We start from the raw sequence: 22,656 nt of genomic DNA, 5'->3' as shown, positions 1-22,656 counted from the left end.
CACAGACATGAGTCCCGTCCTCTCCGGAATTCTTCAGCTCGTCGCGCTCATCGGCGCGCTGGCCCTGGTCTACGTCCCGCTCGGCGACTACATGGCCCGCGTCTACAGCTCCGAGAAGCACCTGCGCGCCGAGAAATGGATCTACCGCCTGATCGGCGCCGACCCCGACGCGGAAATGCGCTGGCCCGCCTATCTGCGCGGCATTCTCGCCTTCTCCGCGGTCAGCGTCCTCTTCCTCTACCTGCTCCAGCGGGTCCAGGGCGTACTGCCCGAGTCCCTCTCGCTGGGCTTCACCGCGATCAGCCCGGACCAGGCGTTCAACACCGCCGCTTCGTTCGTGGCCAACACCAACTGGCAGTCGTACTCCGGTGAGCAGGCCATGGGCCACGCCGTGCAGACGCTCGGCCTCGCGGTGCAGAACTTCGTCTCCGCCGCCGTCGGCATGGCCGTCGCCGTCGCCCTCGTCCGGGGCTTCGCCCGCTCCCGCACCGGCGAGCTGGGCAACTTCTGGGCCGACCTGGTGCGCGGCACGATCCGCGTCCTGATCCCCCTCTCGGTGGTCGGCGCGCTGATCCTCGTCGCGTGCGGCGCCATCCAGAACTTCGCCGGCATCCACGACATCGGGCAGCTCGCGGGCGGTACTCAGCAGGTCAACGGCGGCGCCGTGGCCTCGCAGGAGGTCATCAAGGAGCTCGGCACCAACGGCGGCGGCTACTTCAACGCCAACTCCGCCCACCCGTTCGAGAACCCCAACGCCTTCACCAACCTCTTCGAGGCGTTCCTGATCCTCATCATCCCCTTCGCGCTGACCCGCACCTTCGGCAAGCTCGTCGGCAACGTCAAGCAGGGCTACGCGATCCTGGCGACGATGGGCGTCATCTGGCTCGGCTTCACCGCGCTGATGATGTGGACCGAGTACGCGCACCACGGCGCGGCGCTCCAGGCCGCCGGCGGCGCGATGGAGGGTAAGGAGCAGCGCTTCGGCGTCGGCGCCTCCGCGATCTTCGCGACCACGACCACGCTCACCTCGACCGGTGCCGTGGACTCCTTCCACTCCTCCTTCACCGGCCTCGGCGGCGGCATCACCCTGCTGGGCATGATGCTCGGCGAGATCGCCCCCGGCGGCGTCGGCTCCGGCCTCTACGGCATGCTCGTGATGGCGATCATCGCGGTCTTCATCGCGGGCCTGATGGTGGGCCGTACGCCCGAGTACCTCGGCAAGAAGATCGGCACCCGTGAGATCAAGCTCGCCGCGTGCTACATCCTCATCACCCCGACCCTGGTCCTCGGCTTCACCGCGCTGTCCATGGCGCTGGCCTCGCCGCCGGAGTCGATCCTCAACACCGCGGGCAACTCGGTGCACAACAGCGGCGCCCACGGCTTCTCCGAGGTCCTCTACGCCTTCACCTCCGGCGCCAACAACAACGGATCCGCCTTCGCCGGCCTCAACGCGAACACGCCCTGGTACAACACCACGATCGGCCTCGCGATGCTGCTCGGGCGCTTCCTGCCGATGGTCTTCGTCCTGGCGCTGGCCGGCTCGCTCGCCGAGCAGAAGCCCGTCCCCGAGACCGCGGGAACCCTGCGCACCGAGAAGCCGCTCTTCGCGGGCCTGCTCGTCGGCGCGATCCTCATCATCACCGGCTTGACCTACTTCCCGGCCCTGGCCCTTGGCCCGATGGCGGAGGGACTCTCATGAGCACGACCACCCCTGTCCGTACCGAATCCGAGGACCCCAAGGACGTCCACCCGCACGGCGACCAGGAGGCCGGCCGGGTCTCCGGCGGGCTCTTCGACCCCGCCCAGCTGGTCAAGTCCCTGCCGGACGCCTTCCGCAAGCTCGACCCCCGGGTCATGGTCAAGTCCCCGGTCATGTTCGTGGTCGAGGTCGGCTCGGTGGTCACCACCGGCCTGGCGCTGAAGAACCCGGGCGACTGGTTCGGCTGGACGATCACGATCTGGCTGTGGCTGACCGTTCTGTTCGCCAACCTCGCCGAGGCCGTCGCCGAGGGCCGCGGCAAGGCCCAGGCCGACACCCTGCGCAAGGCCAAGACCGACACGGTCGCGCGCCGGATGACCGGCGACGGCGGCGAGGAGTCGGTGCCCGGCACCGAGCTGCGCGTGGGCGACCTGGTCGTCTGCGAGGCGGGCGACATCATCCCGGGCGACGGGGACGTCGTCGAGGGCGTGGCCTCCGTCGACGAGTCGGCCATCACCGGCGAGTCGGCCCCCGTCATCCGGGAGTCCGGCGGCGACCGCTCGGCCGTCACCGGCGGTACGAAGGTCCTCTCCGACCGCATCGTCATCAAGATCACGACCAAGCCGGGCGAGACCTTCATCGACCGGATGATCAACCTGGTCGAGGGTGCCGCCCGCCAGAAGACGCCGAACGAGATAGCCCTCAACATCCTGCTGGCCTCGCTCACCATCGTCTTCCTGCTCGCCGTCGTCACCCTCCAGCCCTTCGCGATCTACGCGGGCGCCGAGCAGACGATGATCGTGCTGGCCGCCCTGCTCGTCTGCCTCATCCCGACGACCATCGGCGCGCTGCTCTCCGCGATCGGCATCGCCGGCATGGACCGGCTCGTCCAGCGCAACGTCCTGGCGATGTCCGGGCGCGCGGTGGAGGCCGCGGGCGACGTCTCGACGCTGCTGCTCGACAAGACGGGCACCATCACCTACGGCAACCGCCAGGCCGCCGAGTTCGTGCCCGTCAAGGGCACCATGGCCGCCGAGGTGGCCGACGCCGCCCAGCTCTCCTCGCTGTCCGACGAGACGCCCGAGGGCCGCTCGATCGTCGTCCTCGCCAAGGAGAAGTACGGCCTGCGCGAGCGCCACGAGGGCGAGCTCGTCGGCGCCGAGTGGATCCCCTTCACCGCCCAGACCCGGATGTCCGGTGTGGACGTCGACGGCCGCAAGGTCCGCAAGGGCGCGACCGGTTCGGTCGTGGCCTGGGTCGAGGAACGCGGCGGCACCGTCGCCGAGGACGCCACCAAGCTCACCGACGACATCTCGCAGGCCGGCGGCACCCCGCTGCTCGTCGCGGTCGAGGACGACAAGGGCCCCCGCGTCCTGGGCGTCATCCACCTGAAGGACGTCGTCAAGGAGGGCATGCGCGAGCGGTTCGACGAGCTGCGCGCCATGGGCATCAGGACTGTCATGATCACGGGTGACAACCCGCTGACGGCGAGGGCGATCGCGGAGGAGGCGGGAGTCGACGACTTCCTGGCCGAGGCCACGCCCGAGGACAAGATGGCGCTCATCAAGCGCGAGCAGGCCGGCGGCAAGCTCGTGGCCATGACCGGCGACGGCACCAACGACGCCCCGGCGCTCGCCCAGGCCGACGTGGGCGTGGCCATGAACACCGGCACCTCCGCCGCCAAGGAGGCCGGGAACATGGTGGACCTGGACTCCAACCCGACCAAGCTCATCGAGATCGTCGAGATCGGCAAGCAGCTGCTGATCACCCGTGGCGCGCTGACCACCTTCTCCATCGCCAACGACGTGGCGAAGTACTTCGCGATCATCCCCGCGATGTTCGCCGTCGCCTACCCCGGCCTCGACAAGCTCAACATCATGAGCCTGGCGTCGCCGAAGTCCGCGATCCTGTCGGCCGTCATCTTCAACGCGCTGATCATCGTGGCCCTGGTGCCGCTCGCCCTCAAGGGCGTGCGCTACCGCCCGATGAGCGCGGACGCCATGCTCCGCCGCAACCTGCTGATCTACGGACTGGGCGGCCTGATCTCCCCGTTCATCGGCATCAAGATCATCGACCTGCTCATCTCCCTCATCCCTGGCATCGGGTGACGTCATGAACAACTCCGTACAGAACACGCTCCGGCTGGTCGGCGCCGGGCTCCGCGCCCTGCTCGTCCTCACGGTGGTCTGCGGTGTGATCTACCCGCTCGTCGTCACCGGCATCGCCCAGGCGGCCTTCAACGACAAGGCCAACGGCTCCGAGATCAAGGTCGACGGCAAGTCCGTGGGCTCCGAGCTGCTCGGCCAGAGCTTCAACCTCGCGGACAAGAAGGACAAGGACGGCAACCCCCTGCCGGACCCCAAGTACTTCCAGCCCCGCCCCTCGGCGGCCGGTCCCAACACCGAGAACACCCGGTACAAGCTGCTGGTCTCCGGCGCCTCGAACCTCGCCGCCGACAGCAAGGTACTGCTCTCCTCCGTCGAGCAGCGCCGCGCGGACGTCGCCGCCTTCAATGGCGCCTCCCCGGCCTCGGTGCCGGTGGACGCCCTGACGGCCTCCGCCTCCGGCGTCGACCCGCACATCTCCCCGGACTACGCCCGGCTCCAGGCCAAGCGCGTGGCGAAGGCCAACGGGCTGCCGGAGGCCGAGGTCGAGAAGCTGGTCGAGGACCACGTGGACGGCCGGATCCTCGGCTTCATGGGTGAGGAGCACGTCAATGTGCTCCAGCTCAACGTGGCCCTGAAGGAGCTCGCCAAGGGCTGAACCCCCTTCCGGTGAGCCGTGTCCGGCACCGACGGCCCGGCCCCCTTGTCACCTCGCGCGTCCGCGGTGACCGGGGGCCGGGCCGTTCGCCGTTCGGATGCCTGTCCGTGACGTCCCATCGGCCCAGTGGCCGTCGTCAGCCCAGTGGCTGTTATCAGCCCGGTGGCCGTCGTCAGCCCGCCACCGGCTCCGCCCGGACCCGTGCCGTGGCGACGGTCAGGCAGTCGTCGGCGAAGGTGAACTCGGCGTCGACGTAGTGTCCTTCGAGCACATCGGGCATCCAGTGCCCGGCGTCGTCCCACATGGCCCCCAGCGGCAGCGCGCGCACCGGGTACCAGGCGGGCGCGATCTCGTCGCACTCGCGCGGGGTGCCGGTGGCGGTGCCGGTGACGAAGACGGTCACCTCCTGGTCGTGCTCCGGGCGGGCCGGGAAGCGGAAGACGAGCTTCGCCGCCGGTCGCAGCGCCGACTCGGGCGCGACCAGCGAGGACTCCTCCCGCAGTTCGCGCACCGCGGCCCGTGCCGGGCTCTCCCCGGCCTCCACGTGGCCGCCGAGGCCCACGATGTTGCCCGTGCCGAAGCCCCGCTTCTTCCGGCCGAGCAGGACCTCCCGTTCACCGTCGGCGGCGGTCCGGGTCACCAGGCACAGGCACATCGGTGTCAGGGTCATGCCCCGCATCATGGCGCACTCCCGGGCGGCACGGCCCGCGTTCGCCCCATCCATACGCGGGGCCGGCCCGCGCGTCGAAGGGAAAACGCGCGGCGTCACGGGCCGCGGCAGGGCACTGTAGGGGCGTGGCTTCCTTACCTCAGCAGTCCCATGTCGCGTCGCCCGCACCGCACATGGTCGTGTGCGGTGACGACGGCCTGGCGCCCCGGCTCGCGGCGGAGCTGTCCGGTGTGCACGGCGAGCGGGTCGTCCTGGTGCTGCCGCCCGCCCGCGACGACCGGCGTCGCCCCGTGGCGGTGGCGGGGCGGGCCGCCGCGCTCTTCGGACGGGTGACGGGCGCGGTCGGACGGGGCGTGAACGGCCCCAACGGCTCGCCGGGCCCCAACGGTTCGTCCGGCGCCAACAGGGCGACCGGGTCCAGCAGGGCGACCGGCCTCAACCGGGCAGCCGGGCCCGACGGTTCGTCCGGTGGGCCGGTACGGGTCGTTGAGGCCGCCGAGCCCGACGACGAGGCGCTGACGGAGGCCGGTGTCGAACGAGCCGTCGCACTGGCGCTCGTCTATGACGACGACGAGACGAACGTCAACGCCGCGATGCGCGCCCGGCGGCTCAACCCCCGGCTGCGGCTGGTCATCCGGCTCTACAACCGCCGCCTCGGCCAGTACCTGGAGGAGCTCCTCGACCAGGCCGCCCTCATGGGCGACGCGGACGCCGGGACCACCACGGTGCTCTCCGACGCCGACACCGCCGCCCCGGCGCTGGTGGCCGCCGCCGTGACGGGCACCAGCAAGGCCATCGAGGCGGGGGACCTGCTGCTGCGGGCCGTGGAACGGCCCGCGCCGCCCTCCGGGCAGGGCGGGGACGACGCCGGGGCCGGGACGGTCACCCTCGCCCTGCTCTCGGACGGCGACGGGCCGGTGCTGCTGCCCGACGAGCGGCAGGTGGCGCGGGCCGGACGGCGGGGGCGCGTCGTGCTGGAGACCGTGCGGTACGCGGCGCCGCCGCCGCCGTCCTCGCGGTTCGCGGCGGCGCGCAGCCTGCCGCTGGGTTCGTTCTTCTCCCCGCGGCTGCGCTGGGCGCTGGTGGGGCTGGCGGCGGCCGTGTGCGGGCTGGCGGTCGCGTCGTGGCTGGTGACGGGGGAGGCGCCGGTGCACGCGGCGTATCTGTCCCTCCTGGACCTCTTCGCCATCAACGACCCGGCCATCGGGCAGCCCATGGGGCGGCAGATCCTCCAGCTGCTGTCCGGGCTGCTGGGGCTGTTGCTGCTGCCGCTGCTGGTGGCGGCGGCCCTGGAGGGCCTGGGTACGTTCCGGTCCGCCTCGGCGCTGCCGCGGCCGCCGCGTGGGCTGTCCGGGCATGTGGTGCTGCTGGGGCTCGGCAAGATCGGGGCGCGGGTGCTGGCCCGGCTGCGGGAGCTCGGCATCCCGGTGGTCTGTGTGGAGCGCGACCCACAGGCTCGGGGCGTCGCCCTGGCCCGCTCGCTCCGGGTCCCCACGATCATCGGTGACATCACCGAGGAGGGCGTCCTGGAAGCGGCCAAGATCGCCGACAGCCGCACCCTGCTGGCGCTGACCAGTAGCGACATCACAAACCTGGAAGCCGTTCTGTACGCGCGAGGCGTCAAACCCGACCTTCGAGTGGTCATGCGGCTGTACGACGACCGCTTCGCCGGCGCGGTCTACCGCACCCTGCGGGACTCCCACCCCCAGGCGCTGACCCGCAGCCGCAGCGTTTCCTCCCTGGCGGCCCCGGCCTTCGCGGGCGCGATGATGGGCCGTCGGATCCTGGGGGCGGTCCCCGTCGAGCGGAAAGTCGTACTCATCGCCGCCGTGGAGGTCGAGGGCCACGCCGCGCTCGAGGGCCGTACGGCGGGGGAGGCGTTCCGCCCCGGCGCCTGGCGGGTCCTCGCCCTGTGCGGCCCGGAGGCGACGCCGCGCTGGGACCCGCCGCCCGGGCATGTCCTGGGCCCCGGGGACCGGGTGATCGTGGCCGCGACCCGGGAGGGACTGGCGGACCTGCTGGGCCGCCGGTCCCGCTCCCGTACGGACGCCGACGGCGGCCGGACCGGCTGACCCGCCGGCTCACCACACGTCGCCCGGCCGCCAGTCGCAGACGAGCTCGCCGTCCAGATCCGGCCCCGGCGCGGCCACCGGAAGGACATAGACGCTCCCGGCCTCCTCCGGGATGCGCCGCATCCCCGACGGGGCGAGGACCGACAGCGGGCCCCGCCACTGGTGCCAGCCCCGGCCCGTGTACAGCCGAGCCGCCACCTCCGAGGCGCCGAGGGCGCCCAGCTCGTACGCGCCCCGCAGCAGCACCCCCTCCAGCGCCGCCATCACCGCCGACGCGAGGCCCTCGCGGCGGCGGTCCGCGCGCACGGCCACGGCCTCGACATAGCCCGTGCGCAGCGCGCGCCCGCCGTGCAGCAGCCGGCGCTGCACCAGCGAGCCGTGGGCGAGGAGGACGCCGTCCTCCCACACCATGGCGTGGATGCCGCCCACCGCGTGGTCCCAGTCGTCGTCCGTGAAGCGGTCGCCGAACGCGTCGTCCAGCAGGGCCCGGATCGTGGCCAGTTCGGCGGCGGTGAGGTCGGAGGTGTGCGCGGTGCGCGGCTCGGGCATGGTGGAGGCCTCCTCGCGTCGGCGGGGACGGAGCGTCGGTGTGTGGGGGTCCCCGCCGCGTCATTGTCGCCGGGCGCCGGCGGCGGCGCACCGGATTTCCCCGCCCCCGGCCGCCGCCAAGCCTCCGACCTGCGGGCGGACGGTTACGGTCCGACGCGTCAGGACTGCGTCAATACCTGCCGCCCGACCGGCTACCGCCCGAAATGTCCAAAACCCTGGTCGTAAGGTCGGGGATACGCGGCAGCCTGCACACCGCCGTGACTCGTGAAAGACAATAGGGGCCATGGGACGCGGCAACCTCCGGATCTACCTCGGCGCGGCACCGGGCGTCGGCAAGACCTACGCGATGCTCTCCGAGGCGCATCGCCGGGTGGAGCGTGGCACGGACGTCGTGGTCGGTTTCGTGGAGCACCACAACCGTCCGCGCACCGAGGTCATGCTCCACGGCCTGGAGGAGGTGCCCCGGCGCGACCTCGTCTACCGGGACTCGCGCTTCACCGAGATGGACGTGGACGCGATCCTCGCCCGCCGCCCGGCCGTCGCCCTCGTGGACGAGCTCGCCCACACCAACGTCCCCGGCTCCCGCAACACCAAGCGCTGGCAGGACGTCGAGGAGCTGCTCCAGGCCGGCATCGACGTGGTCTCCACCGTCAACATCCAGCACCTGGAGTCGCTGGGCGATGTGGTCGAGTCGATAACGGGCGTCCGTCAGCGCGAGACCGTCCCCGACGAGGTCGTGCGCCGCGCGGGCCAGATAGAGCTGGTCGACATGTCGCCGCAGGCCCTGCGCCGCCGCATGGCGCACGGCAACATCTACAAACCCGACAAGGTCGACGCGGCCCTCTCCAACTACTTCCGCCCCGGCAATCTGACCGCCCTGCGCGAGCTGGCCCTGCTGTGGACGGCCGACCGGGTCGACGAATACCTGCGGCAGTACCGCACCGAGCACGACGTCTCGACCATCTGGCACGCCCGTGAGCGCATCGTCGTCGGCCTCACCGGCGGCCCCGAGGGCCGTACGCTCATCCGCCGCGCCTCCCGCATGGCGGCCAAGGGCTCCGGCAGCGAGATCCTCGCGGTGTACATCGCCCGCAGCGACGGACTGACCTCGGCCTCCCCCAAGGAGCTGGCGGTCCAGCGCACCCTGGTCGAGGACCTGGGCGGCACCTTCCACCACGTCATAGGGGACGACGTCCCGGCCTCGCTGCTGGAGTTCGCGCGCGGGGTGAACGCCACCCAGATCGTGCTCGGCTCCAGCCGCCGCAAGACCTGGCAGTACATCTTCGGGCCCGGCGTGGGCGCGACCGTCGCCCGGGACTCCGGCCCCGACCTCGACGTCCACATCGTCACCCACGGCGAGGTCGCCAAGGGCCGCGGCCTGCCCGTGGCCCGCGGCGCCCGGCTCGGCCGGGGGCGGATCGTGGCCGGCTGGCTGGTCGGCGTGGCCGGCCCGGCACTGCTCAGCCTGCTGCTGACGCAGGTCGTCCCGGAGCTCGGGCTCGCCAACGACATGCTGCTGTTCCTGTGCACGACGGTCGGCGCGGCCCTGCTGGGAGGCATGTTCCCGGCGCTGGCGTCGGCGGCCTTCGGCTCCCTCCTGCTCAACTACTACTTCGTCCCTCCCGTCCACCGGCTGACGATCACCGACAGCAGGAACATCGTCGCCATCACGATCTTCGTCTTCGTGGCGATCTCCGTGGCGTCCGTCGTCGACGTCGCCGCCCGCCGCACCCACCAGGCCGCGCGGCTGCGCGCGGAATCGGAGATCCTCTCCTTCCTCGCCGGCAGCGTCCTGCGCGGCGAGACGAGCCTGGACGCCCTGCTGGAGCGGGTCCGCGAGACCTTCGGCATGGAGTCGGTGGCGCTGCTGGAGCGCGCCAGCGAGGTCGACCCCTGGACCTGCGCGAGCAGCGTCGTCACCAACAATGGCAAGCCCCTGCTGCGCCCCGAGGACGCCGACGTCGACATGCCCGTCGGCGACAACATGGCCCTCGCGCTCTCCGGCCGGGTGCTGCCCGCCGAGGACCGCCGGGTGCTGGCCGCCTTCGCCGCGCAGGCCGCGGTCGTCCTGGACCGGCAGCGGCTGGTGGACCGGGCGGAGGAGGCCCGGGCGCTCGCCGAGGGCAACCGCATCCGCACGGCCCTGCTGGCCGCCGTCAGCCACGACCTGCGTACCCCGCTGGCCGGCATCAAGGCGTCCGTCACCTCGCTGCGCTCCGACGACGTCGCCTGGTCGGAGGAGGACGAGGCCGAGCTGCTGGCCGGCATCGAGGACGGCGCCGACCGGCTCGACCACCTCGTCGGCAACCTCCTCGACATGTCCCGCCTCCAGACCGGCACCGTCACCCCGCTGATCAGGGAGATCGACCTCGACGAGGTGGTCCCGATGGCGCTGGGCGGCGTCCCCGAGACCAGCGTCGTCCTCGACATCCCCGAGACGCTGCCGATGGTGGCCGTCGACCCCGGCCTGCTGGAGCGCGCCGTGGCGAACATCGTGGAGAACGCGGTCAAGTACAGCCCCGACGGCTCCCGGGTCCTGGTCTCCGCCAGCGCTCTGGGGGACCGGGTCGAGGTGCGGGTCGCCGACCAGGGGCCCGGCGTCCCGGACAGCGCCAAGGACCGCATCTTCGAGCCCTTCCAGCGTTACGGCGACGCGCCGCGCGGCGCCGGCGTCGGCCTCGGTCTCGCGGTCGCCCGCGGCTTCGCCGAGTCCATGGGCGGCACACTGGCCGCCGAGGACACCCCCGGCGGCGGGATGACCATGGTCCTGACCCTGCGGGCGGCCGCCGGCCGGCCGCCCGTACGGCCGGACCTCCCGGCCCAGGCCACCTCGTGAGGCCCGGGCCGGGGCGTGGCCCCCGCAACAACCCCGACGGAATCCCGGGCTCCCATGGCGGGGCCCGCACGAACAGCAGAGGTGGTTCAGCATGAACCGGGTGCTCGTGGTGGATGACGAGCCGCAGATCGTGCGCGCGCTCGTGATCAACCTCAAGGCGCGGAAGTACGAGGTCGACGCCGCACCCGACGGCGCCACCGCACTCCAGCTCGCCGCCGCGCGCCACCCCGACGTGGTCATCCTCGACCTCGGCCTGCCCGACATGGACGGCGTCGAGGTGATCAAGGGCCTGCGCGGCTGGACCCGGGTGCCGATCCTGGTCCTCTCCGCCCGCCAGACCTCCGACGAGAAGGTCGAGGCGCTCGACGCGGGCGCCGACGACTACGTCACCAAGCCGTTCGGCATGGACGAGCTGCTGGCCCGGCTGCGGGCCGCCGTGCGGCGGGCCGAGCCGACGGGCGTGTCGGCGGCGGGCGACGACGCGATCGTCGAGACCGAGGGCTTCACGGTCGACCTCGCGGCGAAGAAGGTCAACCGAGGCGGCAAGGACGTACGCCTCACGCCGACGGAGTGGCACCTGCTGGAGGTCCTGGTGCGCAATACGGGCCGTCTCGTCAGCCAGAAGCAGCTGCTCCAGGAGGTCTGGGGGCCGTCGTACGGGACGGAGACGAACTACCTGCGGGTGTACATGGCCCAGCTCCGCCGCAAGCTGGAACTCGACCCCTCGCACCCGAAGCACTTCATCACGGAGCCGGGGATGGGGTACCGGTTCGAGGTGTGAGGGGGCCGGTTCGAGGTGTGAGGGGGGCCGCGCCGGGCCTGTCGGGACTGATCCCGTCGGCGTGGGCCCCCGGTACGCTGGGGACATGAGTGCCGTACCCCGTTCCGAGAAGCCGACCGGCCGTTTCCGCCGGATGCTCGACCGGCTGTCGTCCTCCCAGGAGGAGCTCCACCACGCCGAGCTTCAGCAGGACACGGAGGCCACGGGCTGCACCCGAATCTGCGACTGCGACGACCGTGACATCGTCAAGGTGACCGGTACGCTGCGGACGGTCACCCTCCGGCCCCGCGCCGGGGTGCCCGCCCTGGAGGCGGAGCTGTTCGACGGCTCGGCCGCGCTCGACGTGGTCTGGCTGGGCCGCCGCTCCATCGCGGGCATAGAGCCCGGCCGTAAGCTGATCGCCTCCGGGCGGATCTCCATGAGCCGCGGCCGGAGGGTGCTGTTCAATCCCCGATACGAACTCCGACCGCTCGGACAGGAGTAGCCGTTGCCGTCCTTCGACAAGCCGACGGACCAGCAGGAAGCGACGCCGGACGCGCAGGGCGCGGACTCGAGGGCGGCCACCGAGGCCGCCCTCTTCGAGGCCTTCGGCGGTGTGCGCGGCATGGTGGAGACCACCGTCCCCGGTCTGGTCTTCGTCGCGATATACACGGTCAAGCGCGACATCCACGTCGCGGCCATCGCCGCGCTGGGCCTCTCGCTCCTCCTGGGCGTCGCCCGCCTGGTCCGCAAGGACACCCTCAAGCACGCCTTCAGCGGTGTCTTCGGCGTGGCCTTCGGCGCGGTCTTCGCGATGATGTCCGGCGACGCCAAGAACTTCTACCTGCCGGGCATGCTCTACACCCTGGGCCTGGCGGTGGGATACATCGTCTCGGCCGTGGCCGGCTATCCGCTGATGGGCCTGATCCTGGGCCCGGTGTTCAAGGAGAACCTCTCCTGGCGCACCCGCAACCCCGGCCGGAAGGTCGCCTACACCAAGGCCAGCTGGGCCTGGGGGCTGATCCTGCTCGCCAAGTCGGCGGTGCTCTTCCCTCTCTACTGGTGGGGTGACGTCACCCAGCTGGGCTGGGTGAAGGTGGCCCTCGGCATCCCGCCGATGCTGCTGTCGGTCTATCTGACCTGGATCTTCCTGTCCAAGGCCCCGCCGCCGATCGACGTCTTCGCGGAGATGGAGGCGGCCGAGCTCGCGGAGCGCGAGCGCGAGGCCGAGGCGACGGCCCGCTGAGCGGCCGTACGACCGCCCTGAACGACGTGGAGGGCCCCCGGGACGATTGATTCCCGGGGGCCCTCCACGTACGCAAGGTCCGTACGGACCGGACTCAGTCGGCGGTAGCCTCGCGGCGCACCGACAGCAGGTCCTCCAGCTGCTCCTCGCGGGCCGGGGCGGCCACGAACAGCAGCTCGTCGCCGGCCTCCAGCGCGTCCTCCCGGTTGGGGGTGAGCACGCGGTTGCCGCGGATGATGGTGACCAGCGAGGTGTCCTCCGGCCAGTCCACGTCGCCGACGCGGATGCCGGCCAGCGCCGACTCCGGCGGCAGGGTGAGCTCGACGAGGTTGGCGTCGCCCTGGCTGAAGCGCAGCAGCCGCACCAGGTCGCCGACGCTCACGGCCTCCTCGACCAGCGCCGACATCAGACGCGGGGTGGAGACGGCGACGTCCACGCCCCAGGCCTCGGTGAAGAGCCACTCGTTCTTGGGGTTGTTCACCCGGGCCACGACCCGGGGCACCCCGTACTCGGTCTTGGCGAGCAGCGAGACGACCAGGTTGACCTTGTCGTCACCGGTGGCGGCGATGACCACGTTGCAGCGCTGGAGCGCCGCCTCGTCGAGCGAGGTGATCTCACAGGCGTCGGCCAGCAGCCACTCCGCCAGCGGCACCCGCTCCACGGAGATGGCCGAGGGGGCCTTGTCGATCAGCAGGACCTCGTGCCCGTTCTCCAGCAGCTCGCCCGCGATGGAACGGCCGACGGCCCCGGCACCCGCGATAGCGACCCTCATCGGTGACCCTCCTCAGGCCCCTGCGAGAAGGCCGCTTCGACCTTCTCGAGCTCGTCGGTGCGCATCATCACGTGCACCAGATCGCCCTCCTGAAGCACCGTGGAGGACGTCGGCAGCATCGCCTCGCCCAGTCGGGTGAGGAACGCCACGCGCACCCCGGTCTCCTCCTGGAGGGCGCTCACCTTGTGGCCGACCCACGCCTCGGCGATGGGGACCTCGGCGAGCTGCACACCGCCGCTGGGGTCGCGCCACAGCGGCTCCGCGCCCGACGGCAGCAGCCGCCGCAGCATCTGGTCGGCGGTCCACCGCACGGTGGCCACGGTCGGGATGCCGAGCCGCTGGTAGACCTCGGCACGGCGGGGGTCGTAGATACGGGCCGCCACGTTCTCGACGCCGAACATCTCCCGGGCCACCCGGGCCGCGATGATGTTGGAGTTGTCGCCGCTGCTCACGGCGGCGAAGGCGCCGGCCTCCTCGATGCCCGCCTCACGCAGCGTGTCCTGGTCGAAGCCGACGCCGGTCACCCGGCGTCCGCCGAACCCGGATCCCAGACGGCGGAAGGCCGTCGGGTCCTGGTCGATCACGGCGACCGTGTGGCCCTGCTGCTCAAGGGTCTGCGCGAGGGCCGAGCCCACTCGCCCGCACCCCATGATCACGATGTGCATTACGCCTGCCCCAAGCTCCGGACTACCGCGCTGACCTGCACCAACACCCTGCTCACAACTTTCTTCCTCGACTCACGGCCCCACGGGCGAGGGCCCGAGGGTACGACGCGATGTGCTCGATGGGAGTTTTGTCCGCACCGAGCGCATGCCACCACCGTATCCGCAACCCCCGGACGACCGGGCGCCAGGACCTCCGACCGGTCCTCCGACCGGGCCTGCCGCAGCCGCTGGGGCCCCTCGCGACCCCTCCCCGGATGGGGGTTCCGCACCCCTCCCGGCGCCCCTTGCCGACACCCCTCCCGGCGCCTCCGAATCGGTTCGGGACCGGTCCTGAATCGGTCCCGGACCGGCCCTGAATCGGGGTGACGTGAACCCCATCCCCTTGAAGGGACGAAAGGCATGCGCAAGCATGTTCGGGACTCGTGACGGAGATCGGACGCATGGTCATGTGCGCGGTTAGGATGATCCGCGTATTCCGCTTCTGGACGGGACGTCAGGGTGCCGACCTGTCCCTCCGACCGCAAGCCCCCTTCGTCCAAGAGGAATTGATGTCTGATCACATATTCCAGGTGGTGATCTGGTGTCTGGTCGTCGCGGTGGCCGCCGTGGCGGTCCTGCTGATCCGTCAGCGCTCGATCACCGCCGGACTGCGCAGGCGTGTCGCCCAGCTGGAGGAGAGCGTCCAGGCACGTGACGAGGAGATCGGGCATCTGGTCGGTGTCCGGCTGCCCGCGGTCGCGGACGCCGTCAACCAGGAGGTGCCGCTGCCCGGGCCGCTCGACGCGCGGCTCGCCGGCACCCTCTTCGCGCTGCGCCTCCAGGATGTGATGGACCTCTTCGCCCAGGCCGTGGAGAAGGCGCAGAGCCGGGCGGACCAGTCCGCCAAGGCCGCGCTCAAGGCGTCCATGCGCGCCCTCCAGGGGCTGGCGCACGAGCAGCAGCTGGCCATCTCGGAGATGCAGGAGCGGCACGACAACCCCGACGTCCTGCGCGACCTGCTGGAGATCGACCACGCCAACGCCCAGTTCGGCCGGCGCGCGCAGGCCATCGCCGTGCTCTGCGGCTCCTGGCCCGGCAGGCAGCGCGTCGCCTCCCCGCTGACCGACGTGGTCCGGGGCGCCACTTCCCGGATCCGCGACTACCGCCGCGTCCGGGTGCACAGCGGCCAGAACGAGCTCGCGGTCGTCAGCCGGGTCGTCGAGCCCGTCGTCCTCGCCGTCGCCGAGCTCCTCGACAACGCCGCCCGGCACTCCCAGCCCAACACCATCGTCGAGGTCAGCCTCCAGCCGGTGCACAACGGCGCGTGCGTCGTCATCGACGACGCGGGCGTGGGCATGGACGGCCGCGAGATCCAGGAAGCCGTCGCCATGCTCTCGGGCCGGCGGGCGGTGGACGTCTCCCGCCTCGGCGACCCGCCGCAGTTCGGCTTCCCCGTGATCGGCGTGCTCGCCGCGCGCTACGGCTTCAGCGTCTCGGTCGACACCCGCTCCCCGTACGGAGGTGTCCGCGCCGTCCTGTTCCTGCCCTCCGCGCTGCTCACCCAGCTGGAGCTGGACGGGCCCGGCACGACGCCCCTGCGGGAGCGCGGCCGGGACGAGGAGGCGCGGCACACCCCGACCGTGCCCGCCCCGCGCGGCCCCTCCCGGCCGCGCACCCGCCAGCCGGAGCGCACCCACGCGCCTCAGGAGCCCCCCGCGTACGGCGGAGGCGCGGACCGGCCCGCCGAGGGCACGGGCACCGCACCCTCCGCCCCCCACGCCACACCGCACCTGCCCGGTACGTCGCCCAGCGCCGGTACGTCGCACACCACTGGCACTCCGCACGCCACCGGTACCCCGCACAGCACCGGCGCATCGCCCAACACCGGCAGCCCGCACGGCACTGGTACCTCGCACAACAGCGGTGCCCCGCACAGCCCCGGCGCTCCGGATGCCACCGGCACCCCGCACCCCGCCGGCAGCCCGCACGTGACCGGCTCCACCGCCGGCGGACTGCCCAAGCGCCGCCGCAGGCAGCCCGGGCCCGGCCAGCAGCGCCACTCCCGGCCGGCCGCCCCGATGCCGCCCACCGACCTCCCCCCGGAGCGCTCGGCGGAGGAGACCGCCCGGCGCATGGGCGCGTTCGCCCGCGGCACCCGCACCGGCCGCACCGGTGAGCACCACCTCCCGCCGTTGCCCGGCGCCCCCGGCCCCGGACCGCTGCCGGAACGGCTTCCGCAGGCCGACGCCCACGCCCCCACCCCCGTAGAAGACGAAGGGAACCCGCACGCGTGAACGACCACATGAACAAAGAGCTGGGCTGGATGCTGGACGAGGTCGTCAAGATGCCGGAGGCCCGGCACGCGATCCTGCTCTCCGCCGACGGCATGCTGCGCGCCCACTCCCAGGGCATCGACCGCGACGAGGCCGAGCGCCAGGCGGCCGCCCTCTCCGGGCTCCAGTCCATCAGCCGTTCCACCACCGAGTTCTGCACCCACCCGCAGAACCAGGACAGCCCCTGGCGGCAGACGCTCATCGAGTTCGCCCACGGTTACGTCTTCCTCATCGCCGCCGGCCCCGGCGCCTACCTCGCCGTCTCGGCGAGCGAGAACGTCGACATGGAAGCCGTCACCTACCGCATGCAGAAGACCGTCGACAGGCTCGGCAAGGAACTGGTGAGCCCGCCCCGGCAGGGCACGGGCGCCTGGCAGGGCAGCCCGGGCAGCCAGGCATGACCCCGCCGGCGCCGCGACGCGACAAAGGGCTGGTCCGCCCGTATGTCGTCACCGAGGGCCGCTCCCACCCCACGCGCAACACCTTTGACCTCGTCACCCTGGTGATGGCGCATGAGGACCGGCCGCTCGGCGGCCTCAGTCCGGAGAAGCACGCCCTCATGGAGCTCTGTCTCGGCGGCGCCCTGTCCGTCGCCGAGATCGCCGGCCATCTGATGCTGCCCGTCAGCGTCGTCAAGGTGCTGCTCGGCGATCTCGTCGACAGCGGCCACCTCTCCACCCGGGCCCCCATCCCCTCGGCAGAGCTGCCCGAGGCCCAGATCCTCCAGGAGGTGCTCGATGGACTCCGCGCTCGCCTCTGACGGAGCCGTCTACCTGCCCCGTACCGTCCGGACCGCGGCGAAGATCCTCGTCGTGGGGCACTTCGCGGTCGGCAAGACCACCTTCGTCGGCTCGCTGTCGGAGATCCGGCCGCTGCGCACCGAGGAGACCATGACCCAGGCCGGCGCGTTCGTCGACGACCTGGCCGGCATCGACGGCAAGACCACCACGACCGTCGCCATGGACTTCGGCCGGCTCACCCTCAGCGAGAGCCTCGTCCTCTATCTCTTCGGCGCGCCCGGCCAGCAGCGCTTCACCCGGCTCTGGCAGGACATGACCCATGGCGCGCTCGGCGCGCTCGTCCTCGCCGACACCCGGCGGCTGGACCAGTCCTTCGAGGTCATGGGGCTGCTGGAGGAGCTCGGTCTGCCGTACGCGGTCGCCGTCAACCACTTCGACGGCGCCCCCGCGTACCCCGACGAGGAGATCCGTGAGGCCCTCGACCTGCTCCCGGAGACCCCGCTGATCACCTGTGACGCCCGTGACCGGGTCTCCTCGACCCGCGCCCTGATCACCCTCGTGGAATACCTCAGCGCCCGCATCGCCCAGGAGCACGTGTGACCTTCCGCCCGGACGCACCACCCCCCGGGTGCCCCGCGCACCAGGCGCCGCCCACGACGCCCCCCTCACAGGCGCCGCCCACGCCCAACCCCTCGCGGGAACAGCCCGCGACGTACGCCTCGCGGGCACCGGGCACCTCGTACACCGAGCCGCCCACGACGTACGGCCGGCAGGCACCGCCCGCCGCGTACCCCCAGCAGGCGCAGCCGACGACGTACACCCCGCTCTACGGGCCCGACTTCGCCGCCGACCCGCACGCCGTCTACCAGCGGCTGCGGCAGTACGGGCCCGCCGCGCCCGTGGAGCTTTCCCCCCGGGTCAAGGCCACCCTCGTCACCGACTACCGCGCCGCGCTGGAGGTCCTGCGCAGCCCCGACCGGTTCGTCAAGGACGCCCGCCACTGGCGCGCTCTCGCCGACGGCCGCGTCGAGGCGGACAACCCGGTGGTGCCGATGATGGCCTACCGGCCCAACTGCCTGTTCTCCGACGGCGACCACCACCACCGCTACCGCCAGGCCGTCGACGACAGCCTCGCCCGGATCGACCCCAACGCCCTGCGCGGCTATGTCGAGCGCAGTGCCGACAGCCTCATCGACCGCTTCACCGCGCTCGGCGAGGCCGACCTGCTCGGCAGCTACGCCAAGACCCTCCCACTGCTGGTCTTCCAGCAGCTCTTCGGCTGCCCGCCCGAGCTCGGCGACCGGCTCGTCGAGGGCTTCTCCGGCATCTTCGACGGCGTCGACGCCGAGCGCGCCGACGCCCTGATCACCAGCAGCCTCCTGGAGCTCATCGCCCTCAAGCGCCGGCAGCCCGGCGCGGACGTGATCTCCTGGCTGATGGCCCACCCCGTCCAGCTCAGCGACGAGGAGATGCTCCATCAGCTCGTCGTCCTGATCGGCGCGGGCACCGAGCCCCAGCAGAACCTGATCGCCAACGCGCTGCGGCTGCTGCTCTCCGACGACCGCTTCGCGGGCGACCTCGCCGGGGGCAGCCTGCCCGTCGACGACGCCCTCGACGAGGTCCTCTGGCTCGACCCGCCCATGGCCAACTACGCCGTCCACTACCCCCTGGCCGACGACAGCCTCGGCGACGTCCCGCTGCGCGCGGGCGAGCCCGTCGTGGTCAGCTTCGCCGCCGCCAACACCGACCCCGCCCTGCGCACCGGCCACCCGGCCGGCAGCCGGGCCGGCAACCGCGCCCACCTCGCCTGGAGCGCGGGCCCCCACCACTGCCCCGCCAAGGACCCCGCCCGGCTCATCGCGGCCGCCGCCGTCGAGCGGCTGCTGGACCGGCTCCCGGACCTGGAGCTGGCCGTGCCCGCCGACCGGCTCGTCTGGCGGCCCGGCCCGTTCCACCGCGCGCTCACCGCGCTGCCGGTGCGCTTCCCCCCGGTACCCGTCCCCGTGCCGGCGCCCCCGCCCGTACACCCCGGTATGGCCCCCCACCCTCAGCCGTCCGCGCCGACCCCGGCCGAGACCTCTGGAGACCGCCGATGGACCGCCAGCCCTGCCCCGTCACCATCGATCCCGCCGGCCGTGACATCCACGGCGAAGCCGCCCGCCTCCGCGCCCTCGGGGAAGCGGTCCCCGTGGAGCTCCCTGGGGGCGTGGCGGCGTGGGCAGTGACCAGCCAGCCGCTGCTCAAGCGGCTGCTGACCGACCCGAGGGTCTCCAAGGACCCGCACCGGCACTGGCCCGCCTGGATCAACGGCGAGATCTCCCCGGAGTGGCCGCTCTACACCTGGGTCGCGGTGACCAACATGTTCACCGCCTACGGAAGTGACCACAAGCGGCTGCGCACCCTCGTCGCCAAGGCCTTCACCGCCCGCCGCACCGCCGCCCTGCGCCCGCGGATCGAGCGGATGGCGGCCGACCTCCTCGACCGCCTCGACGCCACCCCGCCCGGCGCGGTCGTCGACCTGCGCGAGGAGTACGCCTACCCCATCCCCATCCAGGTCATCTGCGAGCTCTTCGGCGTCGAGGACGAGACCACGCGGGAGGGCCTGCGCCGCTGCGTCGACTCGATCTTCCACACCTCCGCCGACCCGGAGGAGGTCACCGCCACCTACAGCGAGCTCTACGCCCTGTTGCGCGGTCTCGTCGCCCTCAAACGGGAGACCCCCGGTGACGACATGACCAGCGTGCTGATCTCCGCCCGCGACGAGGAGGACGGGAGACTGGGCGAGCAGGAGCTCGTCGACACCCTCCTGCTGATGATCGGCGCGGGCCACGAGACCACCGTCAACCTCCTCGACAACGCCATCCACGCCCTGCTCACCCACCCCGAGCAGCTCGCCCTCGTCCGCGAGGGCAAGGCCGGCTGGGACGATGTGATCGAGGAGACCCTGCGCGTCCAGGCACCCGTCGCCAACCTCCCGCTGCGCTACGCGGTGGAGGACATCGAGCTGGACGGGGGAGTGATGCTGCGCAAGGGCGACGCCATCATCGCCGCCTACGCCGCCGCGGGCCGCGACCCCGGCCTCTACGGCGACGACGGCGATCGTTTCGATGTGATGCGTGCCACCAAGGAGCACCTCTCCTTCGGTCACGGCGTGCATTTCTGCCTCGGCGCCCCGCTGGCCCGGCTGGAGGCGGCCGTCGCGCTGCCCGCGCTCTTCGCCCGCTTCCCCGAGATGTCGCCGGCGGCGGCCCCGGACAAGCTCAGCCCGGTGGAGTCCTTCATCTCCAACGGCCATCGCGCGCTGCCGGTGAGGCTCCGACCGTAGGCCGGCTCTTGAACTGCCCTTTACCCACCGGGAGTGATCGCGTAGCGTACGTCGGATCGACTCCCGGCGGGAGGGGTGTGGGCCGCATCCATACGGAACCCGTACGATCCTCTGCGTGTCCAAACTGACCGACCTGCCGAAACGGATCCTCATCGGCCGGGCGCTGCACAGCAACAAGCTGGGAGAAACCCTTCTCCCCAAGCGCATCGCCCTTCCCGTCTTCGCCTCCGACCCGCTCTCCTCCGTGGCGTACGCGCCGGGCGAAGTGCTTCTCGTGCTGTCCGTGGCGGGTGTGTCCGCCTACCACTTCAGCCCATGGATCGCGGTGGCGGTCGTCGTGCTGATGTTCACGGTGGTCGCCTCGTACCGCCAGAACGTCCACGCCTACCCGAGCGGCGGTGGCGACTACGAGGTCGCCAACGTCAACCTCGGCCCCAGGGCGGGCCTGACCGTCGCCAGCGCCCTGCTCGTCGACTACGTCCTCACCGTCGCGGTCTCCATCGCCTCCGGCATCGAGAACCTCGGCTCCGCCATCCCCTTCGTCGTCGAGCACAAGACCGCGTGCGCCATCGCCGTGATCGTGCTGCTGACCCTGATGAACCTCCGGGGCGTCAAGGAGTCCGGCAAGCTCTTCGCGATCCCCACCTACGTCTTCGTCGGCGGCGTCTTCGTGATGATCGCCTGGGGCGCCTACCGCGGCCTGATCGCGGGCGACACCATGAAGGCCCCCACCGCCGACTACACGATCAACGCCGAGCACACGGGCCTCGCGGGCTTCGCCCTCGTCTTCCTGCTGCTCCGCGCCTTCTCGTCCGGCTGCGCCGCGCTCACCGGCGTCGAGGCGATCAGCAACGGCGTCCCCGCCTTCCGCAAGCCGAAGTCCAAGAACGCCGCCAGCACCCTGGCCCTGATGGGCGGCCTGGCCGTCACCATGTTCTGCGGCATCATCGGCCTGGCCCTGGCCACCAAGGTGCGGATGGCCGAGAACCCGGCCACCGACCTGCTGAAGAACGGCACGCCGGTCGGCGACGGCTACACCCAGAACCCGGTGATCTCGCAGGTCGCCGAGGCCGTCTTCGGCAACGGATCGTTCCTCTTCATCGTGCTGGCGGCCGCCACCGCGCTGGTGCTGTTCCTCGCGGCCAACACCGCGTACAACGGCTTCCCGCTGCTCGGCTCGATCCTCGCCCAGGACCGCTACCTGCCGCGCCAGCTCCACACCCGCGGCGACCGGCTCGCGTTCTCCAACGGCATCGTGCTGCTGGCCGGCGCCGCCGCCGTCCTGACGTACATCTACGGCGCGGACTCCACCAAGCTGATCCAGCTGTACATCGTCGGCGTCTTCGTCTCCTTCACCCTGAGCCAGACCGGCATGGTCCGGCACTGGAACCGCCTCCTGCGGTCCGAGACCGACCCGGCCAAGCGCCGCCGCATGATGCGCTCCCGCGCCATCAACACCTTCGGCGGCCTCCTCACCGGCCTGGTCCTGGTCGTCGTGCTGGTCACGAAGTTCACCCACGGCGCCTGGGTCGCCCTCCTCGGCATGGTGATCTTCTACGCCACCATGACCGCCATCCGGCGCCACTACGACCGGGTCGCCGAGGAGATCGCCGCCCCCGACGAGCCCGGCGACGAGACCGTCCGCCCCTCCCGGGTGCACTCCATCGTCCTGGTCTCCAAGATCCACAAGCCCACCCTCCGGGCTCTGGCCTACGCCAAGCTGATGCGCTCCGACACCCTGGAGGCCGTGAGCATCAGCGTCGACGCGGCCGAGACCAAGGCCCTGCGCGAAGAGTGGCAGCGGCGCGGCATAGATGTCCCGCTGAAGATCCTCGACTCGCCGTACCGTGAGATCACCCGGCCCGTCATCGACTACGTCAAGGGCCTGCGCAAGGAGAGCCCGCGCGACGCGGTCAGCGTCTACATCCCCGAGTACGTGGTCGGCCACTGGTACGAGCACCTGCTCCACAACCAGAGCGCCCTGCGCCTGAAGGGCCGCCTGCTCTTCACCGCCGGCGTGATGGTCACCTCCGTGCCGTGGCAGCTGGACTCCTCCGAAGCCGCGAAGCGGCGGGCCCGCAAGCGCGCCGAGTGGAACGCGCCGGGCGCGGTGCGCCGCGGCCCGGTCGGGGAGCCCAAGAAGGAAAAGGCCGCGACGAAGAAGTAGCGGCGCGGGGCACCGATGTCGCTGATGGGGTGCGGCGGGACGTAAACTGGACGGCTGTTGTCCAGCGTTCCCGCCGCACC

General features: G+C 71.8%; 19 protein-coding genes. 15 read left to right on the top strand and 4 right to left on the bottom strand.

Features of this window, described 5'->3' with window-relative positions:
* Positions 1–7 precede the first annotated feature (7 nt).
* The 3 genes from kdpA to kdpC are packed head-to-tail and all read left to right on the top strand — an operon-like array spanning position 8 to position 4,462.
* Positions 8–1,699, top strand: a complete 1,692-nt coding sequence (kdpA, locus tag AB0E98_RS06010) for a potassium-transporting ATPase subunit KdpA (RefSeq protein WP_361699030.1) — start codon at positions 8–10, stop codon at positions 1,697–1,699.
* Positions 1,696–3,807: a potassium-transporting ATPase subunit KdpB gene (kdpB, locus tag AB0E98_RS06005; protein ID WP_361699028.1), complete on the top strand. Its 2,112-nt coding sequence runs from the start codon at positions 1,696–1,698 to the stop codon at positions 3,805–3,807. Before kdpA ends, kdpB begins: the two co-directional genes overlap by 4 nt.
* Before the next feature lie 4 nt (positions 3,808–3,811).
* Complete coding sequence (kdpC, locus tag AB0E98_RS06000) at positions 3,812–4,462, top strand: potassium-transporting ATPase subunit KdpC (RefSeq protein ID WP_361699026.1); 651 nt, start codon at positions 3,812–3,814, stop codon at positions 4,460–4,462.
* A 172-nt stretch (positions 4,463–4,634) separates the two neighbouring features.
* Here kdpC and AB0E98_RS05995 read toward each other — a convergent pair whose 3' ends face one another.
* Complete coding sequence (locus AB0E98_RS05995) at positions 4,635–5,132, bottom strand: NUDIX domain-containing protein (RefSeq protein WP_361699024.1); 498 nt, start codon at positions 5,130–5,132, stop codon at positions 4,635–4,637.
* A 173-nt stretch (positions 5,133–5,305) separates the two neighbouring features.
* Between AB0E98_RS05995 and AB0E98_RS05990 the strand changes: the two genes are divergently transcribed.
* Positions 5,306–7,204, top strand: a complete 1,899-nt coding sequence (locus AB0E98_RS05990; RefSeq protein ID WP_361699370.1) for an NAD-binding protein — start codon at positions 5,306–5,308, stop codon at positions 7,202–7,204.
* 9 nt (positions 7,205–7,213) lie between these two features.
* Here the strand turns inward: AB0E98_RS05990 and AB0E98_RS05985 are convergent, their stop codons facing one another.
* Positions 7,214–7,753, bottom strand: a complete 540-nt coding sequence (locus AB0E98_RS05985; protein ID WP_361699022.1) for a GNAT family N-acetyltransferase — start codon at positions 7,751–7,753, stop codon at positions 7,214–7,216.
* 283 nt (positions 7,754–8,036) lie between these two features.
* Here AB0E98_RS05985 and AB0E98_RS05980 point away from each other — a divergent pair, with 283 nt between their 5' ends.
* From AB0E98_RS05980 to AB0E98_RS05965, 4 genes are all read left to right on the top strand, one after another.
* Positions 8,037–10,589 carry a sensor histidine kinase KdpD gene (locus AB0E98_RS05980; protein ID WP_361699020.1) on the top strand — a complete coding sequence of 851 codons (2,553 nt, stop codon included), beginning with the start codon at positions 8,037–8,039 and terminating at the stop codon, positions 10,587–10,589.
* Positions 10,590–10,680: 91 nt separating this feature from the next.
* On the top strand, positions 10,681–11,370 hold the full coding sequence (locus tag AB0E98_RS05975) for a response regulator (protein ID WP_311610898.1): 690 nt from the start codon (positions 10,681–10,683) through the stop codon (positions 11,368–11,370).
* An 85-nt stretch (positions 11,371–11,455) separates the two neighbouring features.
* Complete coding sequence (locus tag AB0E98_RS05970) at positions 11,456–11,854, top strand: OB-fold nucleic acid binding domain-containing protein (RefSeq protein WP_229358002.1); 399 nt, start codon at positions 11,456–11,458, stop codon at positions 11,852–11,854.
* A gap of 3 nt (positions 11,855–11,857) precedes the next feature.
* On the top strand, positions 11,858–12,595 hold the full coding sequence (locus AB0E98_RS05965; RefSeq protein ID WP_361699018.1) for a DUF3159 domain-containing protein: 738 nt from the start codon (positions 11,858–11,860) through the stop codon (positions 12,593–12,595).
* 94 nt (positions 12,596–12,689) lie between these two features.
* On the opposite strand, the gene AB0E98_RS05960 is transcribed toward AB0E98_RS05965, so the two are convergent.
* Both AB0E98_RS05960 and AB0E98_RS05955 read right to left on the bottom strand, forming a co-directional pair.
* Positions 12,690–13,367 carry a TrkA family potassium uptake protein gene (locus tag AB0E98_RS05960; protein WP_361699016.1) on the bottom strand — a complete coding sequence of 226 codons (678 nt, stop codon included), beginning with the start codon at positions 13,365–13,367 and terminating at the stop codon, positions 12,690–12,692.
* Positions 13,364–14,032 carry a TrkA family potassium uptake protein gene (locus AB0E98_RS05955; protein WP_361699014.1) on the bottom strand — a complete coding sequence of 223 codons (669 nt, stop codon included), beginning with the start codon at positions 14,030–14,032 and terminating at the stop codon, positions 13,364–13,366. Before AB0E98_RS05955 ends, AB0E98_RS05960 begins: the two co-directional genes overlap by 4 nt.
* A gap of 548 nt (positions 14,033–14,580) precedes the next feature.
* Here AB0E98_RS05955 and AB0E98_RS05950 point away from each other — a divergent pair.
* The 7 genes from AB0E98_RS05950 to AB0E98_RS05920 all read left to right on the top strand — a co-directional run bounded on the left by AB0E98_RS05950 (position 14,581) and on the right by AB0E98_RS05920 (position 22,576).
* Entirely contained in the window at positions 14,581–16,305 is a 1,725-nt protein-coding gene (locus AB0E98_RS05950; RefSeq protein ID WP_361699012.1) for an ATP-binding protein, read from the top strand.
* Positions 16,302–16,745, top strand: a complete 444-nt coding sequence (locus tag AB0E98_RS05945) for a roadblock/LC7 domain-containing protein (RefSeq protein ID WP_361699010.1) — start codon at positions 16,302–16,304, stop codon at positions 16,743–16,745. Before AB0E98_RS05950 ends, AB0E98_RS05945 begins: the two co-directional genes overlap by 4 nt.
* Complete coding sequence (locus AB0E98_RS05940) at positions 16,742–17,104, top strand: DUF742 domain-containing protein (RefSeq protein WP_311610888.1); 363 nt, start codon at positions 16,742–16,744, stop codon at positions 17,102–17,104. Before AB0E98_RS05945 ends, AB0E98_RS05940 begins: the two co-directional genes overlap by 4 nt.
* Positions 17,082–17,684, top strand: a complete 603-nt coding sequence (locus AB0E98_RS05935; RefSeq protein ID WP_311610886.1) for an ATP/GTP-binding protein — start codon at positions 17,082–17,084, stop codon at positions 17,682–17,684. Before AB0E98_RS05940 ends, AB0E98_RS05935 begins: the two co-directional genes overlap by 23 nt.
* A 272-nt stretch (positions 17,685–17,956) precedes the next feature.
* Positions 17,957–19,309 carry a cytochrome P450 gene (locus AB0E98_RS05930; RefSeq protein WP_361699368.1) on the top strand — a complete coding sequence of 451 codons (1,353 nt, stop codon included), beginning with the start codon at positions 17,957–17,959 and terminating at the stop codon, positions 19,307–19,309.
* On the top strand, positions 19,273–20,409 hold the full coding sequence (locus AB0E98_RS05925; protein ID WP_361699008.1) for a cytochrome P450: 1,137 nt from the start codon (positions 19,273–19,275) through the stop codon (positions 20,407–20,409). The genes AB0E98_RS05930 and AB0E98_RS05925 overlap by 37 nt, the downstream gene beginning before the upstream one ends.
* Positions 20,410–20,524: 115 nt before the next feature.
* On the top strand, positions 20,525–22,576 hold the full coding sequence (locus AB0E98_RS05920) for an APC family permease (protein WP_361699006.1): 2,052 nt from the start codon (positions 20,525–20,527) through the stop codon (positions 22,574–22,576).
* Positions 22,577–22,656 lie beyond the last annotated feature (80 nt).

This window comes from Streptomyces sp. NPDC037389 (genome assembly GCF_040636475.1).
Lineage (GTDB): Bacteria > Actinomycetota > Actinomycetes > Streptomycetales > Streptomycetaceae > Streptomyces > Streptomyces hesseae.
This window is presented reverse-complemented; position numbering and strand designations above follow the sequence as displayed.